Genomic DNA, 13530 nt, shown 5'->3' on the forward strand with positions numbered 1-13530 from the left:
TTCCGCCGCCGTTAGAGGCATTGCGCGGCCAGCCGCGTAATGAGTACACGGCCTAGCTCAACGCGGCCGAGAGCTTGTGCATCACCCGGTCGAGCACCTTCACCTCCTCGGCGGTCAGCACGCCGAGCAGCTCGGTCTCCCGCGCCAGCGCGAAAGGCACGATCTTGCGATAGAGCGCGCGGCCGGCCGGGGTCAGCGCGACGATCAGCTCGCGCCGATCGTCTGGATGATGCTTGCGACTCGCGATGCCGCGCGACTGAAGTCCCTGGACGGCGCGGCTGACCTGCATCTTGTCGAGCGTCGTCAGCGGACCGATCTCCTTGGTCGCGATTTGCGGGCGTACGCCGAGGATCGCAAGCACGCGCCATTCCTGCCGCGTCAGCGCAAAGCGTTCGGAATAGACCTCGGCAACCGCCAGCGACACCTGTTCGGCGAGCCGCGCCAGCCGGTACGGAAAATATTGCTGCAAGTCGAGCTCGCCACCATCCTGCGCCGTCATGCGCTCAGTCGCTTCCCGGTCTCGCGCCTCCCCCGAACGTCCCATCACACCATGTCCGCGCCGTAGGTCCACCTGGCGGATTCTTCCGAGCCGGTTGATCCAGATCAAATCCAGGTAATAGTAACATCTGATACCAATTGCGCAACGGCAAATCCAGGGAGCGAGACATCATGAAAATCGAGAAGATCCATCACGTCGCCTATCGCTGCGTCGACGCCAAGGCCACCGTCGAGTTCTACAAGAAGGTCATGAACATGGATCTTCTCGGCGCCATTGCCGAGGACCGGGTGCCGTCGACCAAGGCGCCGGATCCCTACATGCACATCTTCCTCGATGCCGGGAACGGCAACATCCTCGCCTTCTTCGAGCTGCCGAACTCGCCGCCGATGGGACGCGATCCCAACACGCCGGACTGGACCCAGCACATCGCCTTTCAGGTCAAGGATCTCGCCGAGCTCGATGAGGCCAAGGCGCGCGCAGAGGCCGCCGGCCTCGACGTCGTCGGCGTCACCGACCACACCATCTTCAAGTCGATCTATTTCCGCGACCCCAGCGGTCATCGCCTGGAGATCGCGGCCTGGACCGCGACACCCGAGCAGATCGATCGCATGAAGTCGGTCGCCCACGAGATGGTCGAGGAATGGTCGCGCACCAAGCGTCCGCCGCGCCACACCGCCTGGATGCACGAGAAGGAATTCGCGGACGCGCATTGATCCTTGGCCGTGCATCAGGAAGCGAACATGACGAGCTACATCTATCCGAAGTTCGGTTATCGGCGCTGCCAGGAGCAGGCCGAGGGAATTGTGAAGCGGCATCCGATCGTAGTGATCGGCGCAGGTCCCATCGGCTTGACCGCGGCGCTTGATTGCGCGGCACGCGGCCAGCCGGTCGTGGTGCTCGACGACAACGACACCGTCTCGATCGGCTCGCGCGCAGTCTGCTACGCCAAGCGTCCGCTCGAAATATGGAACCGCCTCGGTTGCGCGGCGCCCATGGTCGGGCGCGGCGTCAGCTGGAACGTCGGGAAGGTGTTCTTCCGGGACGAGCTGTCCTACCAGTTCGATCTGCTGCCGGAGGCCGACCACCAATGGCCGGCCATGATCAACCTGCAGCAATATCATCTGGAGGAGATGCTGGTTGCCCAATGCAGGGCCAATCCGCTGATCGAGCTGCGCTGGAAGCACCGTCTCATCAGCCTCAAGCAGGCCGCCGACCATGCGACCTTGGCGGTGGAAACGCCCGACGGCATCTTCACCATGGAAGCGCAATGGGTGATCGCCTGTGACGGCGCCAATTCCGACGTGCGCAAGATGGTGGGTGCCGAGTTCACCGGACAGTTCTTCCAGGACCGCTTCCTGATCGCCGACGTCGCCATGAAGGCGGATTTCCCGACCGAGCGCTGGTTCTGGTTCGACCCGCCGTTCCACCCCGGCCAGTCCGTGCTGCTGCACCGGCAGGCGGACAATATCTGGCGCATCGACTTCCAGCTCGGCTGGGAGGCCAATCCCGATGAGGAAAAGAGGCCCGAGCGGGTGATCCCGCGCATCCGCGCCATGCTCGGCGAGGACACCGAATTCGCGCTCGAATGGGTTTCGATCTATCAGTTCGCCTGCCGGCGCATCGACAATTTCCGGCAAGGTAGGGTGCTGTTCGCCGGCGACGCGGCGCATCAGGTCTCGCCGTTCGGCGCGCGCGGCGCCAATACCGGCGTGCAGGACATCGACAATCTCGCCTGGAAGCTCGCGATGGTGCTGCGCGGCGAGGCGTCGGAAGCGCTGCTCGACAGCTATCACGAGGAGCGTGCCTATGCCGCGGACGACAACATCCTGAACTCGACGCGGGCCACCGACTTCATCACCCCGAAGACCAGACCGAGCCGCTATTTCCGTGACGCGGTGCTGGAGCTCGCCCGGCATCACGGCTTTGCCCGACCGCTGGTCAACAGCGGCCGGCTCTCGACCCCGACCCCTTACCTGACGTCGGCGCTCAACACGCCCGACCAGGACGCGGTGCCGGGAGGCATGCGGCCCGGCACGAATGCGGCGGATGCGCCGATTGCGGTGGACGGCAAGCCGGCCTGGTTCCTGCATTGTCTCGGCGACGGCTTCACGGTCGTGGCCTTCGGCAAGGTGAGCGACAAGACCGAGATCGCGGTCGGGCCGTTCACGGCGAAGCTCATTCTCGTCGGCTGCGATATCGAGGATCCCACGGGTCTTCTTGCCGAGCGCTACGGCGCTGCGCCCGGGACCACCTATTTGTTCCGTCCCGACCAATATGTCGCCGCGCGCTGGAGTGGCTTCGACGAGGCCAAGATCACACAGGCGGTGCTGCGCGCCGCCGGCCACGACACCGCCGACCGGACGGAGCTTGCGGCATGATGCTCAATCTGTCACCGAACATCACCGATCGCGACGATTTCTACGCCGAGCTGATCAACAGTCAGCGTGACCTCGACGAGGAGCAGGCGCTGCGCATGAACGCCCGGCTGATCCTGTTGCTCGCCAATCACATCGGCGACCGCAAGGTGCTGACCGAGGCGATCGGCTGCGCCCGCCGGGGCGGCGGTTAGGTCGCGGACACCGGTCTCATCGAGGCTCGTACGAAGCCGCAGGCGGCGCCGGGTTCCTGTCGCGCGATCTCGCCAGCTGAATGCGGCGCCGAGGTCGCTCGCGTCGAAAAGCCACGGGGGCAAGCCGGAGCACGAGCCGCTCTTCTTGACTTGGCTCAAGGTGAACTCGGCGAAGTTCGCCATCCTCTCAGGCCACACCAAGGTCGGAGGAAGTCCCATGGTAGGCCGAACCGTTGCCGCAGCGTTGCTGTTCGCCATCCTGGGCCAGCCAGCTCTGGCTCAATCGCCCGCGGACCATCAGGGCCATCATCCAGGACAGGACCAGGCGCCGGCGTCGCCGCAGTCGAGTTCCCCTGCAAACCCGTCCGCCGAGCGGCAAGGCCCGACGCGCGGCGGAGATATGATGGGAATGATGGGGCGCGGAATGATGGGCCAAGGAATGAAGGGGCATGGCGCGACAGGCGGCGATGCCGTGCAGTCGCCGGTCGTCTTCCGCATCATCTTCGCGCTGATGGATGCCGATGGCGACGGGAACGTCTCGTTGCCGGAGTTTCAGGTCGCTCACGAGCGAATTTTCAAGGCAATGGATCGCGACAAGGACGGAAAGCTCACGTTTGAGGAGATGATGGCGTTCATGCACAGGAGCAAGAGCCACGTCGCGCCACAGCAGTGAGCCGAACCGAAGGGCAGGCGCGCCAGGCCGTGTCGTTTGATCGGGTCCTGCGATGGGCTCTGGTTGCGATCGCAATCGCGGGGTTGACTGCCGGCATTCTCGCGCGAGCCGCGGGCCGGTCTGATCTGGCCGAGGTCGCGTGGTCGCTCGGCACGGCGCCCGTGATTGCAGGATTGGCGGTCTCGATCATCCAGGATCTGCTGAGAGGCCGCGTCGGAGTGGACGCGATCGCTCTGCTCTCGATGAGTGCGGCGTTAGCGCTCGGGCAGCCGCTCGCAGGGGCTGTCGTCGCGCTGATGTACTCCGGTGGCAACGTGCTGGAGGAGATCGCGATCGCACGGGCGGAGCATGATCTGCGATCCCTGGTTGATCGGGCGCCGCGGCAGGTCCATCGCAAATCCTGTGACCGGATCGAGGATGTTCCGATCGAGGACGTCGCGGTCGGCGAAGAGCTTCTGGTGCAGGCCGGCGAGATCGTGCCGGTCGACGGTGTCGTTGCGTCGGCTTTTGCCACGATCGACGAGTCCGCGGTTACGGGCGAGCCGATTCCGGTGGAGAAGACGCGCGGAAGCGCCGTTCTCTCCGGCTCTCTGAATGCGGGTGAGACCTTCCAACTGCACGTGACCGCGCCGGCCAGCGAGAGTACCTACGCGGGCATCGTGCGCATGGTGACTGCGGCGCAAACGGCGAGAGCGCCCTTTGTGCGGTTGGCCGATCGGTATGCGCTGATCTTCCTGCCGGTGACACTCGTCATCGCCTTTGTGGCATGGTACGTCTCCGGCGACGTGACCCGCAGCCTTGCCGTGCTGGTGGCGGCGACGCCTTGCCCCTTGATTCTGGCCGCACCCGTGGCCTTTATCGCCGGGGTGGCGCAAGCGGCCCGCCGCGGCATCCTGGTCAAGGGCGGGAGGGCGCTGGAGGCGTTGGCCCGTGCGCACACGGTGCTATTCGACAAGACCGGGACTCTGACCGTCGGCGGAGCGCGGCTATTGTCCGTGGAAGTTGCGCCGGGCGAGAATCCGGATGAGGTGCTCGCGCTCGGGGCGTCGCTCGAGCAAGCTTCGCATCACGTGCTTGCGAAGGCCGTCGTCGCTGCGGCCCTCGCCCGAGGGCTCAAGCTGAAGTCGCCCGATCATGTCAAGGAGACCATGGGTTCCGGCCTTAGCGGCCAGATCGACGGACGCCAGGTTATGGCGGGCTCGCGAGAGATGCTGCTCTCGCGGGCCGAGCTCTCGCCATGGGAGTTGCGGGCAATTCGTCGTGCCTCGTGGCGCTCGGCGCTGATCGTCTTCGTCGCGGTGGACGGCCGTCCCATCGGCGCGTTGCTGCTGGCCGACGAATTGCGAGCCGATACACCACGAGCGATCAGGCTGCTGCGCGATGCCGGCATCGTGCGCATGGTGATGGTCACGGGTGATCGCGCCGCCGCGGCGCAGGCGATCGGGGCCGCGCTCGACCTCGATGCCGTGCTGGCCGATCGCGTTCCCTCAGACAAGGTCGAGGCGGTGCGTAGCGAACAGCGGCTGCATCCGACCATCATGGTCGGCGACGGCATCAATGACGCCCCGGCGCTGGCCGTGGCCGACACCGGGATCGCGCTCGGCGCACGCGGTGCAAGCGCCTGCTCCGAGGCGGCAGACGTGGTGATTCTCACGGATCGGCTGGACCGGGTTGGCGAAGCGATCATCATCGCGCAGCGGTCGCGGCGCATCGCCCTTCAGAGCATCTTCGTCGGAATGGGATTGTCGCTGGCGGCAATGGTCGCTGCCAGCCTTGGCTGGCTCGATCCCGTCCCCGCCGCGATCGTCCAGGAGGTGATCGATGTCGCCGTCATTCTGAACGCGCTGCGCGCGCTCAATCCGCCCCTGGTCAGGACTGGTCCGCGCCTCAGCGCGGAGCAGGGGCTGACATTGCATCACGATCATCAGGCCCTGCTCAGGGATCTCGACCGCTTGCGCCAGATCGTCGATGCCCTGGACGATGCGGCCCCCGAATCCGTCGCTGCCTTGATCGGCGAGGCCCTCCGCCTGGTCCAGGGCAGCGTCGTGCTGCACGAACGCGAGGATGAGGACAGCGTCTATCCGAAGCTCACGGAGGTGCTGCGCGATCGCCACGGGCTCTCTGCCATGAGCCGTGCACATCGCGAGATACTGCATCTCGCGCGGCTACTGGCCCGGATTGCGGAGGATCTGCCGTCGGAGAAGATCGACCGCTACCTTGTTCGAGACGCTCAGCGCGTGATCGAGGCGATCGAAACGCTGGTGCGCATGCACACGGCCCAGGAGGAGGATATCTACGAGGCCGTGGCGGCATAGGCGTTCGCCGTGCCGCACGCTGACGGGCATCAGGAGCTGTTCGCGATGCGATGATGAAGGTCGCATGTGCATTCCGCTTCGCAACTTGCTCTCGTAGCCTTTCCCTGTAATCTGCAACAAGAAACAGGAAGGGATCGATGGCAGGAGTCTTGGAGGGCGTGCGTGTGCTCGATTTCGGGCGCTATATCGCTGGACCCTATTGCGCGACGCTGCTGGCCGAATTCGGCGCCGAGGTCATTCGCGTCGAGAAGCGCGACGGCAGCGAGGATCGCTTCGTGGCGCCGGTCGGCGAGAATGGCGAAGGCGCGCTGTTTCTCCAAATCAACCGGAACAAGAAGTGCATCACGCTCGACCCGATGAAGCCGGAAGGGCAGGAGGTGATGCGCCGCCTGGTGGCGCGAGCGGACGTCGTCGTCGCCAATCTGCCGCCGCAGACCCTGCGCGCGATGAGGCTCGACTACGAGTCCCTGAAGGCGATCAAGCCCGACATCATCCTGACCACGGCGACCGCGTTCGGCGGGCCGGGCCCCTGGTCCGACCGCGTCGGCTTCGACGGTGTCGGGCAGGTGATGTCGGGATCGGTGTACATGACGGGCGCAGGCGATCCGCCGTACCGCGCCGCGGTGAACTGGGTCGATTTCGGCACCGCGCTGCATTGCGCGTTCGGCACGCTCGCCGCCCTGATCGAGCGCGGCAAGTCCGGGCGGGGGCAAATCGTGGAGGGCGCGCTGCTCGCAACCGCTTTGTCCTTCACCAACGCGACGCTGATCGAGCAGGCCGTCATCAACGTCAATCGCGTGCCGACCGGCAATCTCGGCCAGACCGCGGCTCCCGCCGACATCTACCGCACCAAAGACGGCTGGGTGCTGTGCCAGGTCACCGGCCATCCGCTGTTCAAGCGCTGGGCTCGGCTGATGGGCGAGGAGGACGTATGGCTGAACGATCCGCGCTTTGCCGACGACATCAGCCGCGGCAACAACGGCGCCGTGATCAGCAAGCGGATGGCGCGCTGGTGCGCCGAGCGCACCACGCAGGAGGCCGTTGATACGCTGGGCCAGGCCATGATTCCGACCGGCCCGGTGCTCTCGCCGCAACAGGCGCTGGATCATCCGCATATTCGTGCGGCCGGCTTCATGCAGGACGTCGACTATCCAGGCCTGCCGAAGCCGGCACCGGTGACACGTGTCGCGGTCCGGCTCTCGGAAACGCCGGGCGAAATCGCAAGCCGCCCGCCGACGCTCGGCGAGCACACCGATCTCGTCCTCAAAGAGCTCGGCTATGACGCCGCGGAGATCGCGGCGCTTCGACAAGGCGGCATCGTCTAGCGTCACAGCAATTGCTTCAACGCCAGCGCGTCGGCGGGGGCGGCGCTCTTCTGGTCATTGTCGAAATAGACATAGACGTCGCAGCCCTGCCGTTTCCAGGACTTGATGCGCTTGGCCCATTGCGCCAGCGTGGCCTTGGTATAGTGCCCGTGATAGCGCCCGCTCGGCCCGTGCCCGCGCACATAGACGAAATCCGCCGTGCGCTTCCAGGGCGCCGGCGCATCGTGATGGTCGGACAGGCAGAGCGAGATGTTCTCGTCGGCCAGCATGCGCAGGATGCGCGGCTGATACCAGCTCGGATGACGGAATTCGAAGCTGTAACGCCGTTTCCGCGACAGCAGCTTGAAGAAGGATGCAAGGCGATCGGGGTTCGCTTCGAATTGCGGCGGCAGCTGGAACAGGATCGGGCCGGCCTTGCCGCCGAGCCGCGAGATGCGGTCTTCCAGCAGCTCGAGGCTGTTGACGGAGCGCTCCGACAGGCGCTTCCAATGCGTGATGAATTTCGATGCCTTCCAGGCGAAGACGAAGTCGCGCCCGGTCTGCTCGCGCCAGCCCGTCACCGCTTCGGGTGTCGGCGTGCGGTAGAACACGCCGTTCAGCTCCGTGGTGTCGAACTGTCCGGCGTAGTAGCTGAGCTGCTGCTTCAGCGTCACGCCCTCGGGAAAGAACGGACCGCGCCAGGAATCGTAATGCCAGCCCGAAGTTCCGATCAGAACGCGCGCCATCGATCAGGCATCCCTTGGGCGCGGCGGGAGGCCGCGCCTTGCTGGAGGCAACGTTCGTGCGCGAGATATGTTGCTGTCGGCGTGGCGGGCGCGCGTGGATCAGTTCGACGCCAGCGCCGCCTTGGCCACCTCGGCCATCCAGCTCGACGCCACGGGTAGGATCGCGTCGTTGAAATCGTAGCGCGGGCCGTGCAGCTCGGCGCCGTCGCGCAATTCGCCATTGCCGATCCAGACGAAGGCACCCGGCCGCTGCTGGAGGTAATGGGCAAAATCCTCGCCGGCCATGCTGGGCGCGAGGTCGCGCCGCACCGGCGCCCGCACCTTTTCCGCGGCGATGCGCGCGAGGTCGGCCTCATCAGGCGTGTTGACCACCACGCCCACACCCCAGACGATCTCCGGCGTGACCTTGACGCCGAAGCTTGTCGCGATCCCGGCGCAGGTGCGTTCGATGCCGTCGAGGATGACGTCCTTGACCGCCTCGCGGTGGTAGCGCAGCGTGCCGCGGATGGTGACGCGTCCCGCGATCTGGTTCGGCGCGGTGCCGCCTTCGATGGTGCAGAGCGACAGTACGGCGGTGTCGAGCGGATCGACGCCGCGCGCCACGATCGATTGCAGCGCCACGATCAGATGGCCGGCCGCCATTACCGGATCGCGCGTCAAATGCGGCATGCCGGCGTGGCCCGCATGGCCCTCGATGGTGATGGTGATGCGTCCGCCGGAGGCCATGACGACGCCGTCATGCACGGCGATGGTGCCGGCGGCAAGGCCCGGCCAATTGTGAAAGCCGAACACCCGCTGCATCGGAAAGCGGTCGAACAGCCCGGCCGCGACCATCGCGCGCGAGCCGCCAAAGCCTTCCTCCGCCGGCTGGAAGATGAAATCGACCGTGCCGCTCCAGCTGGTATCAGTGGCGAGCAGCGCGGCGGCGCCGAGCAGCGAGGCGGTGTGGCCATCATGGCCGCAGGCATGCATCACGCCCGCTGTCTTGGACGCATAGGGCAGGCCGGTGTCCTCGGTGATCGGCAGCGCGTCCATATCGGCACGCAAGCCGACGCGGCTCTGCGCATGGCCGCGCGTCAGGGTCGCGACGATGCCGTGGCCGCCGATACCGGCCTCGAACGGAATGCCGAGCTCGGTGAGCCGGTCCTGCACGAAGGCGGCGGTGGCTTTTTCCTGGAGCGAGAGTTCCGGGTGGGCATGAAGGTGCCGGCGCCAATTGGTCAGTTTCTGGTGCAGCTCGGGTGTCAAGCGGGTGTCTCTCGCAAGGTGTCGATTACTGCCACCATAACGGATTATCGGGCTGACGCATCCAGCGCCAGCGAATGGCTCGCGTGCAGCCACATCGTCATGGCCGGGCTTGACCCGGCCATCCACGTCTTCCTCTCGGCATAAAGAACGTGGATGCCCGGGACAAGCCCGGGCATGACGGCGTGCTCTACGCCGCCAGCTTCGCCAGGCCCGCCCAGTCGAAGCTGATCCCATGCCCGCGCCGGTCCGGCGCCAGCGCCTTGCCGTCCTCAAGCACCAGCGGGTGTTCGATGTATTTGTCCAGCCCGAAGCCATGCGCCTCCAGATAGGAGCGGTTCGGGCAGGCCGCGAGCAGATGCACGGTGATGTCGTGGGCGCCGTGGCTGGTGACGGGCAGGTTGAACGCTTCCGCCAGCCGCGCGATCTTCATGAAGGCGGAAACGCCGCCGCAATTGGTGACGTCGGGCTCGGGATAGGACACCGCGCCACTGGCGATGTAGCTCTTGAACTCCCACAGCGAGCGCAAATTCTCGCCCGCCGCGATCGGTACGCCGCCGGCTTGCATGATGCGCGCGTGCCCGGCGATATCATCGGGGATGGTCGGCTCTTCCAGCCAGGTGAGATCGTAGGGAACGAAGGCGCGCGCGGCGCGGATCGCCTCCTCCACCGTCCACTTCATGTTGGCATCCGCCATCAGCGGAAAGCCGTCGCCAAGATGCTGTCGCATCGCGGAGACCTTGGCGACGTCGGCTTTCAGGTCGGGCCGGCCGACCTTCATCTTGATGGCGCGAAAGCTCTTCGCGAGGTTGCCGTCGGTCTGCTTCAGCAGCTCATCCACGGAGAGATCGAGGTCGATGCCGCCGGCATAGCACGGCACCCGTGCGTCGAAGCCGCCGAGCAATTGATACAGCGGCAGCTTGGCGCGCCGCGCCTTCAAATCCCACAGCGCGATATCGAGCGCGGAGAGCGCCAGCACCACCGGCCCGCCGCGGCCGCCATAATGCAGCGCCCACCAGACCTGCTGCCAGATCGCCTCGGTATCGTCGGCCTCGCGGCCCTCGACCAGCGCGGGGATCTCGCGCCTGAGAATGTCGGCGACAGCGCCGCCGTTGCGGCCCACGGTGTAAGTGTAGCCGACGCCTTCGGCGCCGTCGGCATCGCGGATGCGGCAGGTGATCAGCTCGAACGCCGCCATCTCGCCATGGGTGGAGTCGGACAGCGTGACGGGGAGGGGGATCCGGAAGAGTCCGGTCTCGATGTTTGCGATAAGCGGCATGCGACCTCCCTTTTTCTTTTTATTTCGTAGGGTGGGTTAGCGAGCGGCTGAGCGAAGCGCAGTCCGCTCGCGTAACCCACCTCTTTAATCTCCGCGGCGGCAGAAAGGGTGGGTTACGCCGCGCGAACTGCGCTTCGCGCAGTCGCGGGGCTAACCCACCCTGCACCTTGCGTCACCGCATCGTCGCGAGTTGCAGCGCCAGCGCACAGGCGCGGTCGTATTCGTCGAGATTGATCCATTCGTCGATCGTGTGTGCCTCGTTCTGGCCGGCGCCGAAGGTCACGGTCGGAATGCCGTGACGGACCATCCAGTTGGCATCGAGGCCGCCATTGGCGGTGCGGACGTTGGGAGTTCCGCCGACCGCGGTCACGGCCTCGACCGCGCGCTTGATGACGGGCTGGCTGTCCTTCATGCGGAATGGATAATAGTCGGTCTCGGCCTTGAACTTGACCTTGCCGGACTTGCCCTGCGCATTCGTCACCTTCTTGGCCGCTTTCTCGAACGCGGCCTTGTAGGCCTTGGTGATCTCCTTGAAGAATTTGCCGTCATGGCTGCGGCTCTCGCCGCGCACATGGACGTAATCGGTGACGACGTTGGTGGCATCGCCCGCGGGGCGGCCCTCGCCGCCGGTGACCGGGCCGACATTGCTGGTGCCTTGCCGCTTGCCCTTCACCACCTTGCCGAACCAGCCACCCGCCTTCACGTCGGCGAGCGCCAGCGCCATGATCATGGTCGAGGAGATGCCGCGCTCCGGCGCGACGCCGGCATGCGAGGCCCGGCCGAAGATCTCGACGGTCCAGCGGTCGGCGCCGACCGCGCCGATGACGACGTTGGAGGCGGAGCCGCCGTCATAGTTGAAGGCCATCACCGGCGAGCCGAGCTCGTCCAGCTTGACGTGGCGCGCGCCGTAGAGTCCGCTCTCCTCGCGTACGCAGAACAACAGCGTGATCGGCGGATGATCGAGCTTCTGCTTTTCGAGCTCGGCTGCCAGCGTCACCAGCACGCCGCAGCCGCAGCGATTGTCGCCGCCGAGCGCGGTCTTGGCCTCGTTGACGATCTTGCGTCCGGATTTCTTCGGCTTGGCACCGGCGCAGAGCGGCACGGTGTCCATGTGGGTCATGAACATGATGCGCGGCTGGTTGTGCAGCGCGCCGCGGCCGGGCAGGTCGACCATGAGGTTGCCGGTCTCGGTCGGCACGGGAATGCGGGTGTTGGCGTCGTCGAGCCGGATCGCCTTCGCCGGCACGCCGGCTTCCTTCAGTGCGGCGGCAAGCTCGCACCCGATCGCCGCCTCCTGTCCGGTCACGCCCTCGACGGCGAGGAAACGCATGAGGCGGTCGGTGGCGGCTTTGGTGTCGACGGGCATGATTCTTCCTTTGGCAAACCGGCCCCGCACCTTATGAACGCGGCGAGGTGTAAGTCAAAAAGATCAGCACGCCGAGTGCCAGCATGGCAGCCATGAATAGCAGCACGGCCGGGAGTCCCGCGAGCGCTGCCACCGCGCCCGTCACCGACTGCATCAAGGCTGCGCCGAGGAAGAAGGCGAGGTTGATCGCCGCCAACGCCTTGCCCGCCACTTGCGCATCGACGAGCTGGCGGGACATGCCGAACAGCAGCGGCTGGGCGGAGGTCGCAAGCCCGATCAGCACGAACAGCACGAGGTCGTATTGCGGCGGCATCACGGGTAGGCCGAACAGCGTGGAGACCGCATAGTGCGGCGCGCCCAACGCCATCAGCGCCAGCAGCACCGCCCCGGCCATATGCGAGCCCGCCACCAGATCGCGGCGGCGGCCGAGCCTGCGGTCGATCATGCCGATGAGAAGCGGACCGATGATCATCGCCAGCGTGAAGGCGCCGAGCTGGTTGCCGGCCTCGACCCGCGACAGTCCCTTGACCTGCATCAGCCACGGCCCGCCCCACAATCCGCGCAGCACCAGCAAGGTCGCCAGCGACACCAGCGCGAGCGCGATCAGCCCGCGCAGGGGACGCGAGAGGCCGAGCCTGAGCACCTCGATCATCTGCGACAGCGGCGAGGAATCGTCCTTGTGCTCGGCCGGCTGATTCGGAACCAGGGCGAACACGGCGAGCGCGACCGCGATGCCGCCGAGCGCGGACATCCAGAACCCGGCGCGCCAGCCCCAATTGTCGACCACGAAGGCGAGCGGGCTCGCCGACAGCAGCATGCCGATATTGCCGATCGAGAGGATCGCGCCCGACCACAGCCCGAACCGCGCCGCAGACAATTGCTTCGCTGCCAGCGTCATCGGGCACATCAGCATGCCCGAGGTGGCGACCCCCAGCATGAACTGCCCGACCGCGAAGCTCGCAGGCCCCGTCGCAAATCCCGACGCGACCGCGCCGATCACGGTGCCCGCGAGCAGGCTCAGCGACACCGGCCGCACGCCGAAGCGATCCATTGCCGCGCCGACCGGGATCTGCGCCGCGGCAAAGGCGAAAAGATAGATCGAGGTGAGGCTCGCCAGCGCCTGCGGCTCGAGATGGAAATCCGCCGCCATCAGATCGAGGCTGACGGCCGGAATGGTGCGCAGCAAGGTCGAGAGCATGTGGCCGCACGCGAGCGCGACGAGTGCAAGGATCAGCACGCGGGTGGCGCTGCCCGCGTCGTCGGTGGTGGCCATGGGCGTCCCGTTCCCGAAATGGTTTTGGACGGGCTTACATGACAGCGAGGAGGGCGCCAATGGCAGTAGCGCGCCCCCCTCATTCCGGATTGTGGCTTCAGCCGGCAATCCGCACGGCGTTGACCAGGTGCCTCTGGACCGTCATGGCGAAGTGCCGGGCAGGTGGTATTCCCGGCCTCGGGCGGCCCTTCTGAACCAGGACGGCCGCCAGACGTTGTATTCGGGAAAACGTGGCATCCTGCCGGGTAAACGCGCCTTCCC

At 66.1% G+C, this 13530-nt stretch carries 12 protein-coding genes; 6 read left to right on the forward strand and 6 right to left on the reverse strand.

The features are described 5' to 3' along the window. Nucleotides 1-52 precede the first annotated feature (52 nt). Nucleotides 53-544 carry a MarR family winged helix-turn-helix transcriptional regulator gene (locus E4K64_RS03690; RefSeq protein ID WP_430642459.1) on the reverse strand — a complete coding sequence of 164 codons (492 nt, stop codon included), beginning with the start codon at nucleotides 542-544 and terminating at the stop codon, nucleotides 53-55. A gap of 125 nt (nucleotides 545-669) precedes the next feature. Here E4K64_RS03690 and E4K64_RS03695 point away from each other — a divergent pair, with 125 nt between their 5' ends. The 6 genes from E4K64_RS03695 (at nucleotide 670) to E4K64_RS03720 (ending at nucleotide 7381) form a co-directional block, all read left to right on the forward strand. Beyond that, nucleotides 670-1212 carry a VOC family protein gene (locus E4K64_RS03695; RefSeq protein WP_135162221.1) on the forward strand — a complete coding sequence of 181 codons (543 nt, stop codon included), beginning with the start codon at nucleotides 670-672 and terminating at the stop codon, nucleotides 1210-1212. 27 nt (nucleotides 1213-1239) lie between these two features. Further along, nucleotides 1240-2877 (forward strand): FAD-dependent oxidoreductase, encoded by a 1638-nt coding sequence (locus E4K64_RS03700; RefSeq protein ID WP_135162222.1) that lies wholly within the window; start codon nucleotides 1240-1242, stop codon nucleotides 2875-2877. Beyond that, entirely contained in the window at nucleotides 2874-3068 is a 195-nt protein-coding gene (locus E4K64_RS03705; protein ID WP_135162223.1) for a DUF2783 domain-containing protein, read from the forward strand. The genes E4K64_RS03700 and E4K64_RS03705 overlap by 4 nt, the downstream gene beginning before the upstream one ends. Nucleotides 3069-3312: 244 nt before the next feature. Beyond that, the gene (locus E4K64_RS03710; protein WP_430642460.1) at nucleotides 3313-3741 is read left to right on the forward strand and encodes an EF-hand domain-containing protein; all 429 of its coding nucleotides are present in this window, start codon (nucleotides 3313-3315) and stop codon (nucleotides 3739-3741) included. Continuing rightward, on the forward strand, nucleotides 3738-6056 hold the full coding sequence (locus E4K64_RS03715) for a heavy metal translocating P-type ATPase (protein WP_430642461.1): 2319 nt from the start codon (nucleotides 3738-3740) through the stop codon (nucleotides 6054-6056). The genes E4K64_RS03710 and E4K64_RS03715 overlap by 4 nt, the downstream gene beginning before the upstream one ends. A 137-nt stretch (nucleotides 6057-6193) precedes the next feature. Next, nucleotides 6194-7381 (forward strand): CaiB/BaiF CoA transferase family protein, encoded by a 1188-nt coding sequence (locus E4K64_RS03720; RefSeq protein ID WP_135162225.1) that lies wholly within the window; start codon nucleotides 6194-6196, stop codon nucleotides 7379-7381. 2 nt (nucleotides 7382-7383) lie between these two features. On the opposite strand, the gene E4K64_RS03725 is transcribed toward E4K64_RS03720, so the two are convergent. The 5 genes from E4K64_RS03725 to E4K64_RS03745 form a co-directional block, all read right to left on the reverse strand. Next, a complete protein-coding gene (locus E4K64_RS03725) occupies nucleotides 7384-8106 on the reverse strand; it encodes a DUF72 domain-containing protein (protein WP_135162226.1) in 723 nt (240 codons plus the stop codon). Nucleotides 8107-8205: 99 nt separating this feature from the next. Continuing rightward, nucleotides 8206-9354 carry an amidohydrolase gene (locus E4K64_RS03730; protein ID WP_135162227.1) on the reverse strand — a complete coding sequence of 383 codons (1149 nt, stop codon included), beginning with the start codon at nucleotides 9352-9354 and terminating at the stop codon, nucleotides 8206-8208. A gap of 187 nt (nucleotides 9355-9541) precedes the next feature. Next, nucleotides 9542-10630 (reverse strand): mandelate racemase/muconate lactonizing enzyme family protein, encoded by a 1089-nt coding sequence (locus tag E4K64_RS03735; RefSeq protein WP_135162228.1) that lies wholly within the window; start codon nucleotides 10628-10630, stop codon nucleotides 9542-9544. Nucleotides 10631-10802: 172 nt separating this feature from the next. After that, nucleotides 10803-11996, reverse strand: a complete 1194-nt coding sequence (locus E4K64_RS03740) for a M20/M25/M40 family metallo-hydrolase (protein ID WP_135162229.1) — start codon at nucleotides 11994-11996, stop codon at nucleotides 10803-10805. 31 nt (nucleotides 11997-12027) lie between these two features. Then, a complete protein-coding gene (locus E4K64_RS03745; RefSeq protein WP_135162230.1) occupies nucleotides 12028-13269 on the reverse strand; it encodes an MFS transporter in 1242 nt (413 codons plus the stop codon). Nucleotides 13270-13530 lie beyond the last annotated feature (261 nt).

The sequence above is a fragment of the Bradyrhizobium frederickii genome (assembly GCF_004570865.1).
Lineage (GTDB): Bacteria > Pseudomonadota > Alphaproteobacteria > Rhizobiales > Xanthobacteraceae > Bradyrhizobium > Bradyrhizobium frederickii.

What these genes read in the sequence shown, in the direction of transcription:
- E4K64_RS03720 (WP_135162225.1), top strand. Translation starts at nt 6,194, where the DNA reads ATGGCAGGAGTCTTGGAGGGCGTGCGTGTGCTCGATTTCGGGCGCTAT.
- E4K64_RS03745 (WP_135162230.1), bottom strand. Translation starts at nt 13,269, where the DNA reads ATGGCCACCACCGACGACGCGGGCAGCGCCACCCGCGTGCTGATCCTT.
- E4K64_RS03690 (WP_430642459.1), bottom strand. Translation starts at nt 544, where the DNA reads ATGGGACGTTCGGGGGAGGCGCGAGACCGGGAAGCGACTGAGCGCATG.
- E4K64_RS03705 (WP_135162223.1), top strand. Translation starts at nt 2,874, where the DNA reads ATGATGCTCAATCTGTCACCGAACATCACCGATCGCGACGATTTCTAC.
- E4K64_RS03735 (WP_135162228.1), bottom strand. Translation starts at nt 10,630, where the DNA reads ATGCCGCTTATCGCAAACATCGAGACCGGACTCTTCCGGATCCCCCTC.
- E4K64_RS03700 (WP_135162222.1), top strand. Translation starts at nt 1,240, where the DNA reads ATGACGAGCTACATCTATCCGAAGTTCGGTTATCGGCGCTGCCAGGAG.
- E4K64_RS03725 (WP_135162226.1), bottom strand. Translation starts at nt 8,106, where the DNA reads ATGGCGCGCGTTCTGATCGGAACTTCGGGCTGGCATTACGATTCCTGG.
- E4K64_RS03695 (WP_135162221.1), top strand. Translation starts at nt 670, where the DNA reads ATGAAAATCGAGAAGATCCATCACGTCGCCTATCGCTGCGTCGACGCC.
- E4K64_RS03740 (WP_135162229.1), bottom strand. Translation starts at nt 11,996, where the DNA reads ATGCCCGTCGACACCAAAGCCGCCACCGACCGCCTCATGCGTTTCCTC.